Here is a 23870-nt window from a genome sequence, read left to right on the forward strand (position 1 = left end):
TATGGGATTATTCAATATTTTTAAGAAACAGCTAGCTTCTGTTATAGAATGGAAGGATCAACCACAAGATGTCGTATGGTATCAATTTCCGTCGCCAACAGATGAGATCAAGAATGCATCTAAGTTAATCGTAGCACCGAGTCAAGGATGCGTATTAGTATACGATGGAAAAGTACAAGATATACTCCTAGAAGAAGGAACCTTTAGTCTGAGTACAGCTAATCATCCTTTTATTACGACATTGATTAATATTCGTCAGAATTTTGAAAGTGAGCATAAGTTAAAAGTGTTCTTCTTTAGACAATCTCAGATTATTAATCAGTCTTGGGGTACTCCTAGTGCGATTAAGTATGTAGATAAGCATTATGATATTCCGATAGAACTAGGAGTGAATGGGACATTCTCGTTTAAGATACAGGATATTAACTTTCTTTATAGAGAGGTTATTAGCAATGCGAATGTATATACAGCGATGGACTTAAAAGATATCCTTATTCAACGCATTCCTCAGGCTATCACTACTTATCTATCAGGAGCCTCATTTGGCTATACGGAGATAGATGCGCAGCTAGAAGTAATCTCTACCGAAATCAAGAATAAACTAAATGAAGAGTTTGCTGCTTTAGGACTTGCATTGACAGACTTTAAAGTACTAGGAACAGTATTCGATACCAAGACCCAACAGCGTATTGCCACTGTGTCTAATATAACTTCTGATGTAAAAGCAGCAGAAGCAGCAGGAATGACGTATGCAGAGTTAGAGAAGTTGAAAGCTCTGAGAGATGCTGCTCGTAATGAAGGTGGACTAGCAGGGGCAGGAGTGCAGATGGGAGCAGGACTAGAGTTAGGTAAGCAGCTGGGTATCGCTTCTAATCAAGTGCTGGAGCAGTCTGGAGATGATGGGCTTCAAGTTTTAAAGAAATTAAATTTATTATTACAAGAAGGAATCATTACACAAGAAGATTACGATCAAAAAAAGAAAGAAATATTATCAAAACTATAGCGTATGAAGTATATTATCGGTTTTATAGTTTGTATCTTAGTATTAATAACAGCATTATATGTTATTTTAGGTTTTTGGGGAATAGCCATGTTTGATTCAGAACATCTAGTCAATACCTATAAGACCATCGGAATAGTAATAGTAGTAGCCTTATTTTTGATTATGGCAGTGAGCTTTTTCTTTAAGCGTGATCATAAAGGTTATGATACGACTAAGGGAAATATAGCACATCCTAAAAAATAGCTTGATAAAAAGAAAAGAGATTAAATGTCGCAGGAAATAGAAGAAAGATTAGACAGAATACCTGTCATACGTACGATAGTCCGGACTTTAAAATGTATTCGTTTTAAGGTGTTAGAAGGGTATTCTCTTTATGATTTAATAGAATTATATGTCTTAGGGATTATAAAAGGAGCATTCTCCTATAGGGCAGGATCTATCGCCTTCAGTTTCTTTATGGCGTTATTTCCGTTTGCACTTTTTATACTGAACTTGATTCCCTATATCCCGATAGACAATTTTCAGGTAGACTTTATGCAGTTTATCGAGAGTTCTGTCCCTCCGAATACCTTTGGTGCGATAGAGTCTATTCTGAGCGATATTATGAATAACAGTTATCGCTCGTTACTATCATCCGGATTCTTGCTATCTATATTCTTAATGACTAATGGAGTCTTTGCGATTATAGGAGGATTTGAGTCTTCGTATCACATTATTGTTTCTCGCAATCTGATTAGACAGTATCTTGTCGCATTAGTCTTATCTGTATGTCTAGCGATACTAGTCATTTTCTCTGTTGCATTCTTTGTGACACTAGAGGTGGTGATGTATAAGTTTAACCTAGATTCTATGTTGATACAGTGGTCTAGAAGCATATTCTTATTGTTAGTAGTACTGATGACTACCTCTATCTTATACAAGTTCGGAGCCAAGCAGACCAAGCAAGTATCCTTCATCTCTATAGGGTCTGTATTTACGACTATTCTTTACATACTTACTTCTTATCTCTTTGGGGTATATGTATTGAGATTTGCTCGCTATAATGAGTTATATGGCTCTATTGGGACGTTGTTAGTAGTGATGTTCTATTTGTGGATTAACTGTATGATTCTATTGTTAGGTTTTGAATTAAATTTAGCTATAAATAAATTAAAGTCAAAAAAATAGCTATATTTGGGTTATAACCTTAAAATTAAACGCTGAACTATGAGAAATTTTTTAACGACAATTGTGTTGGTGTTAGCTGTGTCTTTATCAGCACATGCACAGAGTATAGTAGGTAAGTGGAAAACGATAGACGATAGTACAGGAAAAGAGAAGTCTATTGTTGAAATTTACGAGAAAGACGGTAAATATTACGGACAGGTAAAGAAACTTTTAAACCCATCTAAACCTAACCCAAAATGTGATAACTGTGAAGGAGATGAGAAGGGAAAACCTATCGAAGGGCTTGTTATCATTAAAGACTTACAGAAAAAAGGAAATGAATATACAGGTGGTAAAATCACTGATCCTGAAAGTGGTAAACAGTATAAATGTACTGTGAAACTAAATGGGAAGGATAAGCTAGATGTGCGTGGATATATCGGATTATCTCTGATAGGAAGAACACAGACGTGGAAAAAAGCAGATTAAAGATAAGTGAAGTATTTATAATAGTTATTTTATAATACAGAGATAGATTATCTAAAATAATTTTAAAAGATATAAAGGTCATTAGCACGCGCTAATGACCTTTTCTTTTGGGTAGAAGTCTTGTGTGGTATATAATCGGAGAGAGAAGAGGGAGTGAAGCCTGTAATTATGGCTACCTAATAGTTATCAAGCAAATCATTATTCATAGGTTCTATTTCTTCAACACCCCTACAACACTTCTTCAACATTGCTTCAAGAAACAAGCCTTCTAGTAGAGCAATCTTGGGGTATTGTTGAAGAAGTGTTGAAGGAAATGCTATAACTGCTTATATACACTGCTGTTAGGAGCTGTTGGGCAATTAGGATAGAAATGTTTGTTTTTGATTTATGTTATTGATTAGTAGTGTTTTGTGTCGTTTTTAGGGAGTGAAAAAAGTGATGCTTTTTTTATGTGGTATTTAGGTGTTATACATCACAGATTAGAAACCTTCAACAACGCGAGTAGAGGTGTATCGCGTGCATCTACTAGAAGTAATGAGATGTTATATATTACAGAATATATATAACCTTGCGATAAATAAGAGCGAATATAGTACTGATGGGATGAGATAAAAATAAAGCGATTATCTTTGTAATTATTGATTTCTAAAAAATAGTACTATTAGTATGAATTACTTTGTTGAGGTTATTGTTCCATTAGCTTTAGACCCTACGTTTACTTATGCTGTAAGTGAGGCAGAATACGAGTTTATCCAAGTAGGGATGCGCGTAGCTGTTCCTTTTGGTCGTTCTAAAGTATATACGGCTGTGGTAATCGAAAAACACAATAGAGTACCTCAGTACTATGAGGCAAAAGAAATCAATGAGATTATAGATCTGACTCCTGTTGTCACTGAGAAACAGATCAGCTTATGGAAGTGGATAGCAGACTACTATATGTGTACGATAGGGGATGTGTATAAGAGTGCTATGCCATCACAGTTACTTTTAGAAAGTGAGACACTTATACAGTATAATCCGGATAGTACTATTAAAGCAGAAGAATTAGATGATGCAGAATATTTAATATATGAGGCACTTCAAGTACAGTCTATTCTTAAAGTAGAAGAGATTATAGCAGTACTGAACCGAAAGAAGGTCTTCCCTGTGATTAACTCTCTTCTAGAAAAGAAGATGATATTCTTACAAGAAGAGATGGTGGAGAAGTATAAGCCGAAACAGATTAGATATGTCAAACTAGCGGAGCAATACTTGGCTGAGAATGGTTTGGCAGATTTGATGGAAGTAGTCTCTCGTGCTGAAAAGCAAAGAGAGATGATCTTAAAATATTTTCAATTGCAGGCTGTGCACAAAAAGCCGATTACAGTCAAACAGTTAGTAGAAGAATCAGAATCTACATCTGCAGTAGTTAAGGCACTTATTAATAAAGGCATATTTGAAGATTACTATTTAAACCAAGATCGTGTGATCTTCGGGGATGCAGTACAAGATATTATCGAGTTAAGTGATGAGCAGAGTAAAGCTCTTTGGGAGATCGGGCAGTCATTAGAAACGAAGGATGTCGTCTTACTACACGGTGTAACTGCGTCTGGTAAAACAGAAGTATATATCAAACTTATAGAGAAATACTTGGCAAATGAAGGACAGGTATTATTTCTATTGCCAGAGATAGGGCTTACAACACAATTAGTGATGAGGTTGACTAGCTATTTTGGAAACGAAGTAGCAGTGTATAACTCAAAGTATTCTCACAATGAACGATTAGAAGTCTGGGATCAGGTATTGAATAAGTCTGAAAAAGCAAAAGTGGTTATCGGTACAAGGTTATCTGTCTTCTTGCCTTTTCAGGATTTACAGTTGATAGTAGTAGATGAAGAACAAGAAGGAAACTATAAGCAACACGATCCAGCTCCTCGATATCACGGAAGGGATGCAGCTATCGTATTGGCAAAACAGCACAATGCTAAAGTAGTCTTAGGATCTGCAACACCGAGCTTAGAAACGTATTACAATGCTACACAAGGCAAGTATGGTTTAGTGGAATTAAAGAAGCGCTATACCAATGTAGTCTTGCCAGAGATTGTTTTAGTAGATGTAAAAGATAAATATAAACGAAAACAGATGACAGGGCATTTCTCAGATCAGTTGATCGATGAGATAAATATGGCGTTGTCGTTAGAAGAACAGGTTATTCTGTTTCAGAACCGAAGAGGTTTCTCTCCTGTCGTAGAGTGTATGACTTGTGGAGCTGTACCAGAATGTCCTCATTGTGATGTGAGTTTGACATATCACAAGTATAAAAATGAGTTGAGGTGTCACTATTGTGGTTTTACGCTACCGATGCCCAAACAGTGTTTTAGATGTCACAGTGTGGATCTGAATACAAAAGGATTTGGTACAGAGCAAGTAGAGGAAGAATTAAAAGAGTTGTTTCCGAATAAGCGTATTGCGCGTATGGATCAAGATACAACTAGAGGAAAGTATGGCTTTGAGAAATTAGTAGAGTCCTTTCAAGCGAGACAAATCGATATTCTAGTAGGAACGCAGATGTTGGCGAAGGGATTTGATTTTGACAATGTGAATTTGGTCGGAATAATGAATGCGGACAACAGTTTGTATCATCCTGACTTTAGAGCGCATGAGCGGGCATATCAGATGATGACACAGGTAGCAGGTAGGGCAGGGAGAAAGGATAAAAAGGGTAAAGTGATTATTCAGACATTTAATCCGTATCACAATATCATACAGCAAGTGACTCATTATGATTATATGGGAATGTATAAAGAGCAGATGTATGAGCGATATAACTTTAAGTATCCTCCTTTCTATAGATTAGTTAAGCTGACACTAAGACATAAAGAGTTCGAGAAGTTAAAAGAGGCTTCATTTTGGTTGTATAACAACCTGAAGGAGCAACTAGGTGTACCTGTTTTAGGACCAGAAGAGCCTGCGATTAATAGGATACGCAATCAATATATACGAGTGATTTTAATTAAAATTCCTCAGAATGTACCTCTGATAAAGACAAAAGAGAATGTTCGAAAAATATTGAAAAGTTTTGAAGCGATAGGACAGTATCGCTCTGTGAAAGTAGTCGCTAATGTAGATTTCTATTAGCGATTTTTTTAGAAGGTAAAAGAAGTGTTATAAAAAAGAAATAATAGTATGGAATTAAAAATTGTAGTATCACAAGATTCATTTAATAGTCAAGAGGCTTATGATATCGTTTATTCAAATATCACGTTTATTAACTTGGTAAGAGAAGAAGGAGGATTAATGGAAGAGACAGTTCACCCAGATGCAATCCTAAGTTATTATCTTGATTATTATTTAGCTCAATATAAGAATGGAAACTTCTCTCAGATTGTTTGGAATACTCAGGCTGATTATGAGTTTTTTGCTATTATAGCTGATGGGCTAGAGAAAATAGGAGCTACACAAAACTTAGCTCTTTTAAAGAAGCAACTTGAAGTTTTAAATAATATTGACGAAACTGTATTAGAGGCATTCTGTGAGTCGGATTACTTTGGTACGAATCCTACAAGAGATCTGTTGAAGAATGATGATTTCTATAATCTAGAAGAGGATATCGTAGAGTTAAATGCGAAGTGGTTGAGAAATCACCCTGATCTAGATGTATTATCTATAGAAGGAATGTATCAGAGAGCAGAGGCATTATTAGACAAGAAAATAGAAAGATAAATAAGAGGGAGTGAAAAAGCTTAGATTTACTGAAGTGTCTTAGATATGTCATAGTTATGTCATAAGGAATATTATACATCTGATGTAGTTTTGAATTGTTTAAAATATAATAAAGAAAGCTATGAATGTATTAAGTCAAAAATTGAAAGAACTAAGAGTGATAAAGGGGTTTTCTCAAGAAGAGTTAAGTGAAAGGTCAGGTATTAGTATTAGGACAATTCAACGAATCGAAAAAGGAGATAGTGAACCACGAGGAACGACTTTACAATTGTTATGTGGTGCTTTAGGGCAAGATATTAAAGATATTATTTCTGTTGAGAAGATAGAACTAATTGTAAGTAGAAAGTATTATTTGTCAATATTAGTAGGGCTTATTATTCCTTTGGGAAATGTTTTAGGTCCTTTTATAGTTTGTATTAGCAATAATAGAGAGGAGTTTAAGAAAGAAGGGAAGCATATTATTTATAATCAAATAGTTTATGCGTTGTTGTCGGCTTTTATCATTATTATCTGGACAATAGGGAAAATTAATCATGTAGCAGGAATCAACTATGTTTTAATGTTTTTTCTTTGTTTGTCATTTGCTAATTATGGGGTTAGTGTTTATGCTTTATATAAAATGAATAAAGAAACAAAGAGAATGTTTTATTATCCGTTTTTTAAAAAATAAGAAATTAGTTTTGGATAGTATGTATAAAGTTGTATTTTTGCACCCAATTTTGTAACAAATAAAATTTAGTATTTATGAATCATTATGAAACTGTTTTCATCTTGAATCCCGTTTTATCTGAAACTCAGATAAAGGAAACAGTAGTGAAATTCGAAGAATTTCTTACTTCTAGAGGAGCTGAGATGGTAGCTAAAGAGGACTGGGGCTTAAAAAAATTAGCTTATGAAATCCAACACAAGAAAAGTGGTTTTTATCACTTATTCCAATTCACAGCACCTGCTGATATCATCATCAACTTAGAGACTGAATTCAGACGTGACGAAAGAGTTATGCGTTTCTTAACTGTAGCTTTAGACAAACACGCTGTATCTTGGGCTGAGAGAAGAAGAGAGAAATTAAAATCTAAAAAAGCTTAATTGTTATGTCAAGTATAGAGCAATCTGCAAAAGGAAAAAAAGACGGAGATATCAGATATTTAACGCCTTTAAACATTGAAACAAACAAAACTAAAAAGTATTGTCGTTTCAAAAAATCAGGAATCAAATACATCGACTATAAAGATGCTGATTTCTTATTAAAATTCGTTAACGAGCAAGGTAAAATTTTACCACGTCGTTTAACAGGAACTTCTTTAAAATACCAAAGAAAAGTATCTGTAGCGATCAAAAGAGCACGTCACTTAGCTTTAATGCCATACGTAGCTGATTTATTAAAATAATAACAAATCATAAAGTTGTTGGTTTTCATTCGTGAAACCTAACTTCTTATAAAAAGGACATCAACAATGGAAATTATCTTAAAACAAGACGTTCAAAAGTTAGGATTTAAAGATGACGTAGTAACTGTTAAACCAGGATACGGACGTAACTATTTAATCCCTCAAGGGATGGCTGTATTAGCTACTCCATCTGCTAAAAAAGTATTAGCTGAGAACTTAAAACAAAGAGCGCACAAAGAAGCTAAATTAGTAGCTGATGCTAAAGTTATCGCTGAGGCGTTAAAAGCTTTAGAAATCAAGATTGCTGTTAAAGCTGGTGGTGAAAAATTATTCGGATCTGTAACTAATGCAGATATCGCTGAGGTTTTCGCTAAAAATGGTCAAGAAGTTGACAGAAAATACATCACTTCAGGAGTTATCAAACGTTTAGGTAAATATACTGCTAACGTTCGTTTACACCGTGATGTAATCGTTGAAGTTGATTACGAAGTAATCGCTGAGCAAGAATAGTCTTAAAAGATTATATATAGAAAAGGCCTTCCATTTGGAAGGCCTTTTTTTTTGCTATATAATTTAGCTAAATTATGTAAGGGAGGTTGGTTGATTACTAGTGTTTTTTTGTATCTTGGAAGTGTATAAAACTAAGCTGTGAAAAATAGCTTAATACTTCATTTATAGGAAGTAAGTAGTCGATTTAGTAGTGTTTAAAAACAAAAAGTAGTTATGAATAGATTAGTGAGAGTTTTAGGTATAGTTGTTATTGGGGTGTCTTTATTTGCTTGTAAGGATGACAAAGATACTTCTGGTGCAGAAGGAGAGGTGATAGAAACAGTGGTGACAGATGAAAGTACTAATAAAAATAAGGTAGAAGAAGAAGATACAACTACACCATGGCAGAACTTATACGAGCAAGAACCTGCTATTCTAAAGAGTACTGAAAAGATATTTAAGATCGACAATAAGAAAGCTGTTACGCTAATGGATGAGTCGAATAAGATATCTGTGAGTAAAGATGGGCTTGAGACAGTATTAGCTGCGTTAAAGACTACTGCGGCTAAAGACTATTTAGGTGAAGACTTCAATAAGGCTGTAATAGCTAATGGTGGTACGGGAGTAGTGGTGAGAGTAGATGTGTCTCCGAATGCAAAGAATGATGGTTCTAATAAAAGAGGAAATTACTATCAATTCACTATTTATGAAAATTATGAAGATAGAATAGTGACGGTGGGTACATTCATTTTTGATGTAAGAACGTTGTCATTTTATGAAATGGATATTGTGGAGGCAGATTATGTGCCATTAAAGTATGCAGTGTCTATGAAGAAGTCTTTAGCAGAGATAGTACAGAATTAATTTATCACATTATACGAATTGAAATGAAGGTATTATCTTTGTTTCAAATGCAATTTATATTATGAAATACAGTAGGCTTACGAAAGAGCAGTTTGAAGAATTACACCCAGAGTTTATTAACTTCTTAGCTGCACAGCAGATAGATAAGAATGAATGGGATAAGATAAAAGAAGAAAAGCCAGAAGTAGCAGAACAAGAGTTAGATATTTTCTCAGATTTAATTTGGGAAGGAGTACTGACGAATGCTAAATATTTAGAACATTATTCTAAGAGCCATATATTTTTGTTTGGTTTCGACGATAAAGAAATCAAGACTATCGTAATTAAGAGTAAACAATCAGATATAGATCTTTTAAGTAAAGAAGGACTGCAATGGTTATCAGATGCAGTGTTTACAGAAGATGTGGAAGTGAGACATGGAGGAAAAAGCTTTGGAGAGAATCGCAATGAAGAAATCTTTAGTTTAATCCAACAAGGAGCTATTCTGAGTGATGGTCATTTATATGGTCAATTTAAAGAAATGTTGAAACTGTAATCGTTTTAAAAAATGGATATTAAAGCACAATTAGATTTACTTCGCAAAGAATTAAATGAACATAATTATAATTATTATGTGTTGGATAATCCAACGATTTCAGATTTCGATTTTGATCAGAAATTAAAAGAATTAGAGAAGTTAGAATTAGCTCACCCAGAATATTTTGATATAAATTCTCCAACACAAAGAGTAGGAGGTACGGTGACTAAGAACTTTGATACTATAGTACACCGTTATAGAATGTATTCTTTAGATAACTCTTATTCTAAGGAAGATTTATTAGACTGGGAACAACGTGTACAGAAAGTATTAGGTGATGTGCCAGTAGAGTTTACATGTGAATTAAAGTATGATGGTGCATCTATTACGATTACGTATGAAGATGGAGTGCTGGTAAGAGCAGTGACACGAGGTGATGGAGTGCAAGGGGATGATGTGACTAATAATATTAGAACAATTAGATCAGTTCCTATTCGATTAAACGGAGATTATCCTCAGAGTTTTGATATTCGTGGAGAGATTGTATTGCCATTGGCAGGGTTTGAAAAGATGAATCAAGATTTGATAGAAATCGGAGAGACGCCTTATTCTAATCCAAGAAATACAGCTTCTGGTAGTTTGAAATTACAAGATAGTGCCGAGGTTGCAAAACGTCCTTTAGATTGTCTACTTTATAATATAGTAGGAAGTGATCTAGGGGTAACAACACAATATGAAAGTTTAGACAAAGCTAGAGCATGGGGATTTAAAGTTCCTACTATCTCTAAGTTAGCTAAGAATATTGATGAAGTATTAGAGTTTATAAATTATTGGGATATTCATAGACATGAGCTACCTTATGAGACAGATGGAGTGGTGGTTAAGGTCAATTCATTGCATTATCAAGATGAATTAGGGTATACTTCTAAAGCACCGAGATGGGCTATAGCATATAAATTTAAAGCTGAACAAGCAGAGACTGTATTAAACTCTATATCATATCAAGTAGGTAGAACAGGTGCTATAACTCCTGTAGCAAACTTGGAACCTGTACAGTTGGCAGGAACGATAGTAAAACGTGCTTCTTTACACAATGCAGATCAGATAGCGAAGTTAGATATTCGTGTAAATGACTCTGTATATGTGGAAAAAGGAGGAGAGATTATCCCGAAAATAGTAGGTGTGAATTTAGAGGCTAGACCAGCTGACTCTGAACGTACAGTATACATTAAGGAATGCCCTGAATGTGGTACTAAGTTAAAGAGAAGTGTCGGGGAGGCACAACACTATTGTTCAAATGTGTATGGATGTCCACCTCAAATAGCGGGTAGGATACAGCACTTTATCTCTCGTAAGGCGATGGATATAGAGGGGCTGGGAGAAGAAACTGTAGTACTGTTGTACAAAAATGAATTAGTAGAGAATTACGCTGACTTATACGAGTTAAAGAAAGAAGATGTTCTAGGTTTAGAACGCATGGGAGAGAAGTCTGCAGATAATCTGATAAAAGGTATAGAAGCTTCTAAACAGGTTCCTTTTGAACGTGTATTATACGCATTAGGGATCCGTTATGTAGGAGAGACTGTGGCTAAAAAGTTAGCAAATCATTATAAGACAATAGATGCTCTGGCAGAAGCTCCGTTAATGGAGTTGATAACAGTAGATGAAATTGGAGAAAGAATAGCACAAAGTGTAATAGACTTCTTTAGTAGTGATATTAATAAAGAAATAATTGCTAGACTAAAGGGATATGGTGTGCAATTTGTGTTAGAAGAAAAGGAATCTACGGTAGTGTCAGATGTTCTTCTAGGACAGACATTAGTGGTATCTGGGGTGTTTGAACAAATGTCTCGCGATGAGATTAAACAAGCTATCGAAGATCATGGAGGAAAAGTAGGAAGTTCTATTACCTCTAAGACTAATTATGTCGTGGCAGGAGATAAAATGGGACCATCTAAGCTAGAAAAAGCAAATAAACTAGGTATTAAAATATTAACAGAAGCGGAGTTTATTGCGTTAATTCAATAATTCGATGTTAAATGTAGTATTACCTAATTAGCTATTTGTTTATCTTTACAAAAACAGTAACTTATATGTGGTTTAATACTTTAAAGAAAAGATCACTTCAAAAAGTAGTAGAAAAGTCAACATTAAAAGCAGTACCGGTCGATTTTAAATATGATTTTAAAGAAATCGGTATTGTAGTAGATAAAGCAGAAGCTAAGGTTATTCCAGATTTAATTAAAAGTTTAGAAAGAAAAGGAATACCTAGTACAAAAATACATTTCTTGGTTTATGCAAAAGATAGCAAGAAGAATAATGAGGAGCACCTGTTTGGGATGAGTGAGTTCACATTAACAGGAGGTATAGAGAATAAAGAAGTCCTTGAGTTTATTGAAAAGAAATGTGATTTGTTGATTAGTTATTATACAAATCAGGCTTTGCCTTTATTATGGGTGACATCAAAGTCTAATGCTATTTTTAAAGTGGGAGTTTCCTCAGAAAATACACAATTGAATCATTTTAGTTTAGCTTTAGAGCGATTAGATGTAGAGAATTTTGTAGACAATTTATTTAAATATATTAACGTTTTTAAAAATTAATAATTAGAAGAACTATGCAATCACTTATTGGTACGGGAGTGGCATTAGTAACGCCATTTAACAGCGATTTTTCTGTAGATGTAGAAGCATTACAGAATTTGGTAGAATTTACAATAGCAGGAGGGGTAGAGTATCTAGTAGTATTAGGAACTACTGGGGAGTCAGCAACTCTTAGTAAGGAAGAAAAACAGTTAGTCAAACGTACCGTAATAAAGGCTAATAAGAAAAGATTGCCATTAGTATTAGGAGTAGGAGGAAATAATACACATGCTGTATTAGATGAATTAACACAGGAGAACTTAGAAGGGTTTGATGCTATATTATCAGTATCACCTTATTATAATAAACCTACACAAGAAGGAATTTATCAGCACTTCAAAATGATTGCTGAGAATAGTCCATTACCTATTATTTTATACAATGTACCTGGTAGAACAGGAAGTAATATGGCAGTAGGGACTGTAGTTCGTTTAGCGAATGAGTTTAAGAATATCATTGGTATAAAAGAGGCAGCGGGAAGTATGGTACAAGGGATGGAGTTAATCCGTCAAAGTACTCGCAAAGACTTTTTAGTAATATCAGGAGATGATGCGATCGCATTGCCTTTGGTGTTAGCAGGAGGAGCTGGAGTTATTTCAGTAATAGGACAAGGTGTTCCTCAAAAGTTTACAGATATGATTCGCCTAGGATTAAAAGGAGATATCAAAGAGGCATTTAAATTACAATATGAATTAATGCCTATTATCGATATGATCTTTGAACAAGGAAACCCTGCTGGAATCAAAGAGATATTAAAGTTAGAAGGAGTGATGCAAAATACGCTTCGTTTGCCATTGGTTAATGTAGATACAGACTTAGCTTCAAGAATCGAAAAAGAAATTAAAATACTGAATTAAAAAAAGAAAGTTATGTTATCAGAAAAATTAGAAAAAGCACTTAATGAGCAGATTAAAATAGAGGGGGATTCTTCTCAGATTTATTTAGAGATGGCTTCTTGGGCAGAGATTCAAGGATTCGAAGGGATTGCTACTTTTATGTTCGCACAATCAGATGAAGAACGTCAACATATGCTTAAATTAGTTAAATATGTAAACCAAAGAGGAGGACAAGCTGTTATCCCTGCTGTGACAAAGCCAGAGTTGGATCACACATCATTTAAAGCGTTGTTTAAGCAATTGTTTGATCATGAGGTGTTTGTTTCAAAAAGCATTAATGAATTAGTACATATAGCTTTAGAAGAGAGAGATTATGCAACTCATAATTTCTTACAGTGGTATGTGTCAGAACAAATAGAAGAAGAAGCTACAGCACGTACAATTCTTGATAAGATAAACCTTATTGGAGATGATAAAGGAGGTTTATATTTATTCGATAATGATATTAAAAACTTTAACCAACAAGCGAATAATAACCCAGCAGTTTAATCGTTTAAGGAATAATGATTTATATGAAAAGATGTCATTTTAGACATCTTTTCTTTTTAATATAAAAAGCTTTTTGTATAATGCAATTATTAATTTAAATTTGCATTTGCTTTTACAGGACTATCTTGGAAATGCTTTTGTCAAAAACAACGAAAAACATTTATGAAAAAATATATCGGTTTATCTATTCTTATGCTTTCAATAGCGAGCTGTGGACCAATGCAAAAGGCTTTGAAATCAGAGGATTATGAATATAAAAAAGAAGTAGCAAATCAGTTTTTTGAGAAAGGGAAATATAGAAATGCTATTCGTCTTTATGAACAATTAGAGACTGTTTATAGAGCGAATCCTAAAGCAGAAGATATGTTTTTTAACTTCGCTGAGGCGACTTATTTGACAAAAGACTATGAATTATCAGGGTTTCGTTTTAAAAACTTTGCGGCTACATATCCAAGAAGTGATAAGCGTGAAGAAGCTCTTTTAAAAGAGATTAAGTCTGGTGTCGCATTATCACCTGTGTACTCTTTAGATCAAAGAGTGACTTATGATGTAATAGATAAATTACAAAAGTTTATTGATCAATATCCTGGTTCTAATTTTGTATTTGAAGCTAATTCAATTATGCAAGAGATGAATGAGAAGATCGAGAGAAAGACTTATGAGAATGCAAAGCAGTTAAATACGATTGGAGATTGGACTAGAAATTACAATGCTGCTATCGTAGCATTAGATAACTTTATCTATGATTATCCAGGTACGAAATATAAGGAAGATGCCTTGTTCTATAAGTTTGATTCAGCTTATAAATTAGCAATGAACAGTGTGCATTATAAAATGGAAGAACGTCTGAATACAGCAAAGTCAATGTACGACGTATTAGTTCGTTTTAATGCAGAAACAAAATACAAAAAGCAAGCAGATGGTATGCTTGAAAATATACAAGAAGAATTAGCAAAATTTTCAAAATAACTTAAGCGAAAGAGATGGATTTAAAGAAAACAAATGCTCCAGTAAACACAATTACTTATAACAAAAGTAAGATTGAAGAGCCTACAGGAAATATTTATGAGGCTATTACTATAATTGCTAAGAGAGCAAACCAAATCAACACAGAAATCAAGAATGAGTTGGTTGACAAGTTGGAAGAGTTCGCTACTTACAATGATAGTTTAGATGAAGTATTTGAAAATAAAGAACAAATAGAAGTATCTAAATTTTATGAAAAATTGCCTAAAGCTCAAGCATTAGCTGTAGAAGAGTGGTTAGAAGGTAAAGTTTCATACAAAGAACAATAGAACATAAATAATACTTAGTGATGTCAAGTTTAGGCGGTAAAAAAATAATACTAGGTGTAACTGGTGGAATTGCCGCGTATAAGACGGCACACTTAGTACGTTTACTTATAAAAGCAGGTGCCGAGGTCCAAGTGATCATGACACCTGCTTCTCATCAATTTGTAACTCCTTATACTTTATCTACTTTATCAAAGAATCCAGCATATACAAATTTCTTCAATGATGCTGGTGAAGGAGGGACATGGAATAATCATGTTGATTTAGCACTCTGGGCTGACCTAATGGTTATAGCTCCTGCGACTGCCAATACATTAGCGAAGATGGCTAATGGATATTGCGATAATCTCTTAATGGCAATCTATCTATCTGCTAAGTGCCCTGTTATGGTAGCACCTGCGATGGACTTAGATATGTATGTGCACCCTACTACAGACCGTAATTTAGCCTTGTTAGAAGGTTATGGTAATCTTATCATTCCTGCTGAGGAAGGTGAATTAGCAAGTGGTTTAGTTGGGAAAGGTCGTATGGCTGAACCTGAGACAATCTTGCAGGCTGTAAAAGATGTGTTGTTAAATAATTTGCCCCTAAAAGGAAGAAAATTATTAATAACTGCGGGGCCTACATACGAACCTATAGATCCTGTGCGTTTTATAGGTAATCATTCTTCTGGAAAAATGGGGTATGATATCGCTCTAGAGGCTGCTAAGCAAGGTGCTGATGTAGTATTAGTATCAGGTCCTAGCAATCAGAAAATAGCGCATGAACGAGTAAAGGTTATCTCGGTTATGTCTGCTATGGAGATGTATGAGGCGTGTCATCAGTATTATGCTGATGTGGATGCTGTGGTTGCCGCTGCTGCAGTAGCAGATTATCGACCTAAAGAAGTAGCTACTGAAAAGATTAAAAAGAACAGTGAAGAGTTTATAATAGAAATGGATAAGAATCCTGATATATTAGCTTCACTAGGTGCTATAAAGAAAGAACAGTTTCTGATAGGTTTTGCACTAGAAACTCAAAATGAGATAGAACACGCAAAAGCTAAAATCAAGAAGAAGAATTTAGATTTAATTGTTTTAAATTCTTTAAAAGATGAAGGGGCAGGTTTTGGAAAACCAACGAATAAGGTTACCTTTATAGATAAAGATTTTAATATAGAACCTAAGGAATTAAAATCTAAAGAAGAAGTAGCTCAGGATATTATATATAAGATAATTAAACATTATGAATAAACTTATTTGGCTTTTTGGTTCGCTTTTTATAGTTCTAAACAGTTATGCTCAGGAGCTTAATGCAATAGTAACGGTTAACCATAGCCAAGTAGGAAATAGTAATCAAGCTTATTTCAAATCACTAGAGAAATCACTTAAAGATTTTATAAACAATACCAGTTGGACATCTAAGAAGTTTTCTCCAGTGGAGAGGATAGATTGTATGTTCTTTCTGAATGTAACTACTTACGGTAATAATACAGTATCTGGAACCCTTCAGGTCAAATCATCTAGACCTGTTTATGGATCTGGATATTCTACACAAGTATTATTGTTCAACGATAAGGATATTGTTTTTAATTATATTGAGTTTGAATCTCTTTATTACAATCCCAATTCATACGACTCTAATTTGACTTCTTTGATAGGATTTTATGCGAATCTAATTATAGGATTGGACGCAGAAACGTTTAGTAAAGGTGGAGGGAGTACTTATTTGCAAACAGCAAATGGTATAGCTTCTATTGCTCAGCAAGGAAATTATAGAGGATGGAAGCAAGGGGATGGTAGTAATACAAGATATTCTTTTATTAGTGATTTAGCTTCGGGAGTTGGAGAGGCTTATAAAGATGCTTTATATAAATATCACCGTTTAGGATTAGATCGTATGAGTGATAATGTAGCGGATGGAAGAGATGGTATTCTGCAAGCTTTAACAGCTTTAGAAGGTTTTAATTCTACTCGACCAAATTCTTTTCTGACACGTGTTTTCTTTGATTCTAAAACAGATGAGTTGATAGGTGTTTATGGTGGAGTGACAGATAAAAATAAGAAACGTGTAGTGGAATTATTGAATAAATTAGCTCCATTAAATGGATTAAAATGGAATAGTCTTTAGTTCTAAAATTAAGTTATATGCTTATATCATTAACAATCAAAAACTTTGCACTTATTGATACATTAGAAATAGATTTTTCTGATGGCTTTTCTATTATTACAGGTGAAACAGGAGCTGGTAAGTCTATTGTGTTAGGTGCATTAGGTTTGTTACAAGGAAAACGTGCTGATTTATCTTCTCTAAAGGATAAAGAAGTGAAGTGTGTTATAGAAGGTCATTTTAGTATTGGTAAATATGGATTGAAGGATTTATTCAATGAGTTAGAATTAGAATATGAAGATGTGACGATTATAAGAAGGGAGATTTCTCCTTCTGGTAAATCTAGAGCCTTTGTAAATGATAGCCCTGTTAATTTATCTGATTTGCAACAATTAACAGAACACTTAATAGATATACATTCCCAACATCAAACAATGGAATTGTCTGATGAAAATTACCAAATGCAAATTGTTGATGCAGTTGCAAGTAATAGCAATATTTTAGAGGAGTATAAAGGACATTTAGTATTATACAAGAAAGCCCAAACACAATTAAGAAGTTTACAACAACAACAGGCTGATTTAATCAAAGAACAAGATTATAATGCTTTTCTTTTAGAAGAGTTGATTCAAGGTAACCTTGATGGATTAGATCAACAAGAATTAGAGCAAGAGTACGAAAAACTGAATAATGTTGAGTTTGTAAGAGAAAGCTTTGGACAATCAATTAATCTTTTGGCAGACGATGAAGTAGGGGCGGTTTATAGATTGAAGGAGGTAAAGCAATTATTACAGAAAACGAGTACCATTTCTAAAGATTATGAAGAGTTATATACTCGTATTAGTAGTGTAGAAATAGAGCTGAAAGATCTGTCTGATGAGATAGAACGCCAATTAGATAATGTGTCTGCAGATTCTGAACAATTAGATTTAATTAATGATCGCTTACAATTACTATATAATCTACAGAGAAAACATCAAGTAGCTACTGTAGAAGAATTATTAGCTATTAGAAGTGAACTGGAAGAGAAAGTAGATCTAGCTAGTGGAATAGACGATAAAATAAGCTCATTAGAAAGAGAAATTGATAAGTTAAGTGTTGTTTTACACGAAGTAGGAGATAAGCTCTCAGAATCGAGAATAAAGGCTGTTCCTGTTTTAGTCAAACAACTATTAGAGATATTGTCATTAGTAGGAATACCTAATGCCAACTTCAAGTTTGACTTCACTGTATCCAAGAATTTTTTAGCTAATGGGAAAGATGAGTTACAACTGTTGTTTTCTGCTAATAAAGGAATGGATTTCGGTGTGCTAAAGAAAGTTGCTTCAGGAGGAGAATTGTCTAGAATTATGTTAGCGATAAAAGCAATATTAGCTAGGTATTCTAATTTGCCTACTATTATCTTTGATGAGATAGATACTGGGGTTTCTGGAGAAGTAGCTGATAAGATGGGAGTGATTATGAAAGATATGAGTACTCATATGCAGGTGTTTGCTATTACGCATTTACCTCAGATAGCAGCAAAAGGGAAGCAACATTATAAAGTGTACAAAACATCTGATGACGAAACGACTACTTCACAATTGACATTATTAGATTATGAGAGTAGAGTGAAAGAGATAGCACAGATGTTATCAGGGAAAGATATTAGTGATTCTGCTTTAGTTCATGCTAAAGAGTTATTATCAAAATAGAAAAAGCCATCACATGATGGCTTTTTTATTTACGGTTTAGGTTGTTCAAAAATAGTGTGATATATAGTTTGCTTCTCAGTTACTCTAAAGTATCCTAGTGCTTCTTTATCAGGTGTAGTAAGGTTTTTGACATTCCCCTTTATTTTAGAAATAGGTGTCTGAAAAGGACCTCCTCCATTGTTTAAAGCATCAGTTATAAGCCACATATAATCATAATAGTTTCTAGAGATTTGATGTAGATCTATTTGTATCTTGTCACCAGGTTCATAATCTTTGTCTGTTGATATGTCTTCTATTAGTTTACCTTTAGAGAACTCGTTAGAACGAACACTTAAGGCAGGTCTTTTATTTTCCCAAAGTAAATTAGTGTAATAATAATTTAATTTATTATCACCTTTATCTGTATCTTGAAAGTAAATTCTAATCGTATAATAGTAATCATTAAAGAACTTTTCTCTTCTTTGTTCTAACCTTTCTATTTTAGGAGTTTCAACTAACCTTTCGGTTGCTTCATAAATATCATTATCATACTCTATGTGTAATTTATATTTATTTTTCACAAAGTCTTTTTTAATAGAAGTAGAGATATATCTTCCAGTCTTATTGAGTTCTTTGAACTGATGTTTAGTTCCTTTTTCGTCTTCTACCCATACTGTTGCATTATGGACTTTAGGTGCTTGTGGATTATAAAAATCTGTAGTCAAAGATAGATTGATACTTAGGGTATCTTGTTTGTTCTCTGCATCAAAATCGAGATTACCTTCAACAACTAATCTTGGAGGTGCTGTTGGTAAGTCTATATCTATTACATGCTCACAAGAAGTAAGGTATAATAGAATAGAGAGTATACTTATATATTTGAGAATATTCATTTGATTAGAATTTAAAGTTATAGGTTACACTTGGAACCATTCCGAAAATAGACATTTTAACAGCTTCATTCTGTCCTCTGTGATCTTTGTGTTCACGGAATGATATAGAAGCGGCATTGGCTCTTCCATAAAGATTATATATGCCGAATACCCATTCACTTTGCCACTTTCTACTTGTGTTTTTTGTAGGGGTATAAGTTGCTGATACGTCTAAGTGATGATAAGCAGGTAGGCTGTAAGCACCTCTTTTCCCAAAATTAGGAACACTCTGACCTAAATAGTCATATCTTCCTTCTGGGTAAGATGTTGGTCGTCCTGATTGTAAGGTAAAGCTAGCGCTAAGATCCCACTTCTTGTTTAATTGGTACATAGCCGTAACAGAAAAGTCATGTGTTTTATCATAAGCAGTTCTATACCATTGACCATTATTTATTCCTGGCTCATCTGGTGTTCTACCAGGTGTTCTCTGCTCTGATTTTGCTAAGGTGTAGGATACCCATCCTGTAAGTCTACCTAGATTCTTACGCACCAATAGCTCTAGTCCGTATGCTCTAGATTCACCACTAAGTATTACGCGTTCTAAAGCATCATTACCTATCAGTTGTGCACCATCTATATAATCTACTCTGTTATCTCCTTTTTTATAGTAAACCTCTGTTTCTAAACTATATTTTCCTTCTTTAAAGTTTCTGAAGTATCCTAATGCAACTTGATCAACGAGTTCTGGCTTGATATATTTACTACTTGGTGTCCAGATATCTAATGGAGTTGGTGCTGCCGTATTAGACATTAAATGAAGATACTGAGCCATTCTATTATAACTAGCTTTAATAGATTGATCATCATTAATAATATAAGCAATGCCGAAGCGTGGTTCAAAATTATTGTAGTTTTGAATACTCTTACCTCTATTATAAGATTCAGTCCCTATGATATCTGCCATCTTGTATAAACCTAGTTCAGAGTCATATCTTACAGGTTGATTGTTTTGATATAGATTGATATTTTCTTTTCCTAGATTAGTAAATGTAGAAAACCTAGCCCCATAGTTTAAATTGAAATGTTGACCAATACTCTGTTCTGCTTCTAAATAAACACCTCCTTCAAAAGCGTATTTAGAATCTATCTTCTTATAGATAATAGATGAGTCTGGTTTTGTTGGCTTAATTACTCCTGGAGAAAAATCATAGTAAAGACCACTTACTCCATATTTTAATTGAAGATTACTATGGATGTCATGAGTTAGATCATATTTTAATGAGTAACTTTTAATATCAGAATCCCATTTAAAGCCAGTTATTTCCATATCTAGACCATATACATAGTCACTGTATGAAGTGGTAAGTTTACTACTTAGATTATCTGAGAATAAATGATGCCATTGAAGATTTAAAATTGAGTTTCCAAAGGTGTTCTTTAATAACTGACTAAAACTAAATACATCTCGTCCGAAATAACCAGATAAGGTTAGTTTATTGTTTTCGTTTAAATCAAAGTTTAATTTAGTGTTTAAATCATAAAAATAAGCAGAGTTCTTATTGTCTGTTAACTTTAGGAATAAATGTGCATACGAGGCTCTTCCTGCTACTAAGAAGGAAGATTTTCCTTTCTGCATAGGGCCTTCTGCCATTAATCTACTAGAGATAACTCCTATACCTCCTGTGCCATGAAACTCCTCAGTATTACCATTTTTTTGGAATACTTCTAATACAGAAGAAGCTCGTCCTCCAAATCTAGCTGGTATTCCTCCTTTGTATAGCTTGATGTCTTGAAGTGCGTCTGAATTAAACACTGAGAAGAAACCAAATAGGTGAGAAGAGCTAAAAACATTTGCATCATCTAAAAGTACTAAGTTCTGTCCTGCACTTCCGCCTCGCACATTAAATCCTGACGCTCCTTCACCCGCATTTGTTACACCAGGGAGTTGTAAGATAGACTTTAAAACATCTGTTTCGCCTAGTACAACAGGCATTTTTTTAACTTCCTCTATAGATAATTTATTGACACTCATCTCTGGTGTTCTAATGTCTGCTTTTGTAGAGTTCTTTACTATGACTACTTCGTCTAATTGTGCAGTGTCAGGTTTTAGGATGATTTTTACTGTATTATCTTTAGTTGTGTCTATATTAGCATGATGATTAGTGTAACCTAAGTATGATACTAGAATATTATACTGTCCTGATGGAATAGAGATACTAAACTCTCCTAACTCATTAGTGGTAGTAGCTAGATCTAATTCTTTTATATAGACAGTAGCTCCTATAAGGGGAGAGTTTTTATCTAGTACCTTTCCTTTTAATATTGTTTGTACTTGTTCATTTATGACATTAGCCATCGTATGCTGTACATGAAAAGGAATTGTAGATACGTAGAAACTCAGTCCCAATAAATAATTGGTAAACTTTTTGTGATTAATCATTCGTTTATCTTATTATGTTTCAATGCAAAAATAGATAAGTAATTATTGCTATTTGTTTAATTAAACGCTGATGAAGTAGCTATTATTTTAATGGCTTTCAAATAAATAGTAATGAAAGGATAATGATATTATTAATGATTCTTTACATTTGTTTGTATGAAGTCACTATGGAAATTTTATTCTAATTTTTGGTTGAGGAATGTGTCGGTTATCATTCTACTTCTTAGTGTATTTACATTCGTCGCTTCTGTAGATAAGAGTGATCGCTCATTATCTGAGATTTGGGAAGAGTTAGTGCCTTCTTTCTTTATAGTATATGGTTGTATTTTAATTAGTAATATTTTGCTGATTAAGAGATATATGATTACCAAACGATACAATATTTTTTTACCATTATTTACTATCTATTGGATTGTTGTTCTAATTGGTACTGGGTTGTTAAATATGCTTATAGATGGATTTGATTCTTGGTTAAGTGAAATTCTCAATACTATATTTTTAATGTTTTTAGGCTCTGGAACTTATTTTATTCATTTATGGGTGTTTAATGATATTACAGTTCGTGAAAAGCGTTTGGTAAATACTGTAGCTGAGTTAGACTTCCTCAAGATGCAGTTAAACCCACATTTCCTTTTAAACGCAATGAATAATTTATATGGGGAGGCTTTAACGAATCCAAGGGAAACGCCTGAGCGGATTTTGCAATTATCACATTTATTGAGATATCAATTAGAAGCAACCAAAAGAGAATTTGTTTCTTTAGATCAAGAAATAGAATTTTTAAAAGAATATTTTAATTACTATAAGTTTAGGACAAACGATTTAGTCGTAGATATAAAATATGAAGGGGATATTGAGAAGTTTCAAGTGCCTCCACTTTTGTATTTTAGTTTGGTTGAAAATGCGATAAAATTTGCTTTACAAACTGAATTTCCTTTTATAAAATTAAGAGGATATGCTAGAGATAATCATTTGCTGTTCGAATTAGAAAACAGTTGTTTGCCTGACGAAATGTTGCAAAAAGGAACAGGTGTTGGGCTTTTAAATCTAGAAAGAAGACTAGAAGTCTCCCAGTTGAGATATAAATTTACAAAGAACAAATCAAAGTATTATTATAAAACCACTTTAGAATTATGGGAATTACCTACCAGTGTTTAATAGTAGATGATGAGAAACCTGCACATCAGGTGCTTTTAAGTCATATTAAGCAATGCGATGATTTAGAATGTATAGGGCATGCTTATAGTGGAAAAGAAGCTTTAACTTTTTTACAAAGTAATGAAGTAGATATATTATTCTTAGATATTAATATGCCTTTAGTATCAGGATTAGAGTTGCTAGAAATGTTACCTATTAAGCCTACTACGATTGTGACTACAGCGTATTCAGAATTTGCATTAGAATCTTATCAGAATGATGCAGTCGACTATTTATTAAAACCAATAGCTTTTAGTAAGTTCCTTAAAGCAGTTGTAAAAGCAAAGGTATTCTGTAAGGATAGAAAAGAAAATAATCGCAAGAGCGAACTTCAAAAAGTATTAATAAAAGAAGATGGCTTTGATTATTTTATAGAAATGTCAGATATCATGTATGTTGAAAGTGCAGGTAATTATATCAAGATATTTACTAAAAGTAGGCGTAAGAGTTACTTTGTATATGGGTCGCTAGTAGGGTTTAAAACAGAATTAATAGGAGATAACTTTGTTCAGGTACATCGTTCTTTTATTATTAATAAAGAGTGTATAAAAGAGCGATTTATGAGTAAAGTCATTTTAATGAATGGCGATGAAGTGCCTATTGGGCGTAAGTATCAAATTTTATTAGATCAATAAAAGAGAGTATAAAAAAAGGTCATCAGTTAACTGATGACCTTTTTTAGT

General features: G+C 33.6%; 25 protein-coding genes. 23 read left to right on the forward strand and 2 right to left on the reverse strand.

The genetic code is table 11. The features are described 5' to 3' along the window. The first annotated feature begins 1 nt into the window (after window position 1). The 21 genes from MODO_RS09100 to recN all read left to right on the forward strand — a co-directional run bounded on the left by MODO_RS09100 (window position 2) and on the right by recN (window position 18699). On the forward strand, window positions 2-1003 hold the full coding sequence (locus MODO_RS09100) for an SPFH domain-containing protein (RefSeq protein ID WP_006260241.1): 1002 nt from the start codon (window positions 2-4) through the stop codon (window positions 1001-1003). 3 nt (window positions 1004-1006) lie between these two features. Then, window positions 1007-1246 (forward strand): hypothetical protein, encoded by a 240-nt coding sequence (locus MODO_RS09105; protein ID WP_006260240.1) that lies wholly within the window; start codon window positions 1007-1009, stop codon window positions 1244-1246. Window positions 1247-1270: 24 nt separating this feature from the next. Further along, window positions 1271-2170, forward strand: coding sequence for a YihY/virulence factor BrkB family protein (locus MODO_RS09110; protein ID WP_006260239.1), 900 nt, complete (start codon window positions 1271-1273; stop codon window positions 2168-2170). A 39-nt stretch (window positions 2171-2209) separates the two neighbouring features. Continuing rightward, a complete protein-coding gene (locus MODO_RS09115; RefSeq protein WP_006260238.1) occupies window positions 2210-2638 on the forward strand; it encodes a DUF2147 domain-containing protein in 429 nt (142 codons plus the stop codon). A gap of 666 nt (window positions 2639-3304) precedes the next feature. Further along, on the forward strand, window positions 3305-5755 hold the full coding sequence (gene priA, locus MODO_RS09120) for a replication restart helicase PriA (RefSeq protein WP_006260237.1): 2451 nt from the start codon (window positions 3305-3307) through the stop codon (window positions 5753-5755). Between the two features lie 48 nt (window positions 5756-5803). Next, a complete protein-coding gene (locus MODO_RS09125; protein ID WP_006260236.1) occupies window positions 5804-6340 on the forward strand; it encodes a DMP19 family protein in 537 nt (178 codons plus the stop codon). Window positions 6341-6461: 121 nt separating this feature from the next. Continuing rightward, the gene (locus MODO_RS09130; protein ID WP_006260235.1) at window positions 6462-7010 is read left to right on the forward strand and encodes a helix-turn-helix domain-containing protein; all 549 of its coding nucleotides are present in this window, start codon (window positions 6462-6464) and stop codon (window positions 7008-7010) included. Window positions 7011-7084: 74 nt separating this feature from the next. Further along, on the forward strand, window positions 7085-7426 hold the full coding sequence (rpsF, locus tag MODO_RS09135; RefSeq protein WP_006260234.1) for a 30S ribosomal protein S6: 342 nt from the start codon (window positions 7085-7087) through the stop codon (window positions 7424-7426). 5 nt (window positions 7427-7431) lie between these two features. Next, window positions 7432-7728 (forward strand): 30S ribosomal protein S18, encoded by a 297-nt coding sequence (gene rpsR, locus MODO_RS09140; protein WP_006260233.1) that lies wholly within the window; start codon window positions 7432-7434, stop codon window positions 7726-7728. 66 nt (window positions 7729-7794) lie between these two features. Further along, complete coding sequence (gene rplI / locus MODO_RS09145) at window positions 7795-8238, forward strand: 50S ribosomal protein L9 (RefSeq protein ID WP_006260232.1); 444 nt, start codon at window positions 7795-7797, stop codon at window positions 8236-8238. Window positions 8239-8451: 213 nt separating this feature from the next. After that, window positions 8452-9081 (forward strand): hypothetical protein, encoded by a 630-nt coding sequence (locus MODO_RS09150; protein ID WP_006260231.1) that lies wholly within the window; start codon window positions 8452-8454, stop codon window positions 9079-9081. A gap of 61 nt (window positions 9082-9142) precedes the next feature. Continuing rightward, window positions 9143-9616, forward strand: coding sequence for a DUF6495 family protein (locus MODO_RS09155; protein ID WP_006260230.1), 474 nt, complete (start codon window positions 9143-9145; stop codon window positions 9614-9616). 12 nt (window positions 9617-9628) lie between these two features. Continuing rightward, window positions 9629-11626, forward strand: a complete 1998-nt coding sequence (ligA, locus tag MODO_RS09160) for an NAD-dependent DNA ligase LigA (protein WP_006260229.1) — start codon at window positions 9629-9631, stop codon at window positions 11624-11626. 65 nt (window positions 11627-11691) lie between these two features. Beyond that, entirely contained in the window at window positions 11692-12201 is a 510-nt protein-coding gene (locus MODO_RS09165) for a DUF6913 domain-containing protein (protein WP_006260228.1), read from the forward strand. A gap of 14 nt (window positions 12202-12215) precedes the next feature. Continuing rightward, complete coding sequence (gene dapA, locus MODO_RS09170) at window positions 12216-13097, forward strand: 4-hydroxy-tetrahydrodipicolinate synthase (protein ID WP_006260226.1); 882 nt, start codon at window positions 12216-12218, stop codon at window positions 13095-13097. Window positions 13098-13109: 12 nt separating this feature from the next. Next, the gene (locus MODO_RS09175) at window positions 13110-13625 is read left to right on the forward strand and encodes a ferritin (protein ID WP_006260225.1); all 516 of its coding nucleotides are present in this window, start codon (window positions 13110-13112) and stop codon (window positions 13623-13625) included. A gap of 162 nt (window positions 13626-13787) precedes the next feature. Then, window positions 13788-14594 carry an outer membrane protein assembly factor BamD gene (locus MODO_RS09180; protein WP_006260224.1) on the forward strand — a complete coding sequence of 269 codons (807 nt, stop codon included), beginning with the start codon at window positions 13788-13790 and terminating at the stop codon, window positions 14592-14594. Window positions 14595-14608: 14 nt separating this feature from the next. After that, a complete protein-coding gene (locus tag MODO_RS09185) occupies window positions 14609-14920 on the forward strand; it encodes a DNA-directed RNA polymerase subunit omega (protein ID WP_006260223.1) in 312 nt (103 codons plus the stop codon). Window positions 14921-14940: 20 nt separating this feature from the next. Then, window positions 14941-16149 carry a bifunctional phosphopantothenoylcysteine decarboxylase/phosphopantothenate--cysteine ligase CoaBC gene (gene coaBC / locus MODO_RS09190; RefSeq protein WP_006260222.1) on the forward strand — a complete coding sequence of 403 codons (1209 nt, stop codon included), beginning with the start codon at window positions 14941-14943 and terminating at the stop codon, window positions 16147-16149. Then, on the forward strand, window positions 16142-17026 hold the full coding sequence (gene porD, locus MODO_RS09195) for a type IX secretion system protein PorD (RefSeq protein ID WP_006260221.1): 885 nt from the start codon (window positions 16142-16144) through the stop codon (window positions 17024-17026). The genes coaBC and porD overlap by 8 nt, the downstream gene beginning before the upstream one ends. Window positions 17027-17043: 17 nt before the next feature. Further along, complete coding sequence (recN, locus tag MODO_RS09200; RefSeq protein WP_006260220.1) at window positions 17044-18699, forward strand: DNA repair protein RecN; 1656 nt, start codon at window positions 17044-17046, stop codon at window positions 18697-18699. A 29-nt stretch (window positions 18700-18728) separates the two neighbouring features. On the opposite strand, the gene MODO_RS09205 is transcribed toward recN, so the two are convergent. Beyond that, on the reverse strand, window positions 18729-19571 hold the full coding sequence (locus MODO_RS09205; RefSeq protein ID WP_006260219.1) for a DUF4249 domain-containing protein: 843 nt from the start codon (window positions 19569-19571) through the stop codon (window positions 18729-18731). 4 nt (window positions 19572-19575) lie between these two features. After that, complete coding sequence (locus tag MODO_RS09210; RefSeq protein WP_006260218.1) at window positions 19576-21990, reverse strand: TonB-dependent receptor; 2415 nt, start codon at window positions 21988-21990, stop codon at window positions 19576-19578. Between the two features lie 156 nt (window positions 21991-22146). Here MODO_RS09210 and MODO_RS09215 point away from each other — a divergent pair, with 156 nt between their 5' ends. Both MODO_RS09215 and MODO_RS09220 read left to right on the forward strand, forming a co-directional pair. After that, on the forward strand, window positions 22147-23148 hold the full coding sequence (locus tag MODO_RS09215) for a sensor histidine kinase (protein ID WP_006260217.1): 1002 nt from the start codon (window positions 22147-22149) through the stop codon (window positions 23146-23148). Continuing rightward, window positions 23124-23822 carry a LytR/AlgR family response regulator transcription factor gene (locus MODO_RS09220; protein ID WP_006260216.1) on the forward strand — a complete coding sequence of 233 codons (699 nt, stop codon included), beginning with the start codon at window positions 23124-23126 and terminating at the stop codon, window positions 23820-23822. The genes MODO_RS09215 and MODO_RS09220 overlap by 25 nt, the downstream gene beginning before the upstream one ends. The last annotated feature ends 48 nt before the right edge of the window (window positions 23823-23870 follow it).

Source organism: Myroides odoratimimus, from assembly GCF_001485415.1.
Classification (GTDB): domain Bacteria; phylum Bacteroidota; class Bacteroidia; order Flavobacteriales; family Flavobacteriaceae; genus Flavobacterium; species Flavobacterium odoratimimum.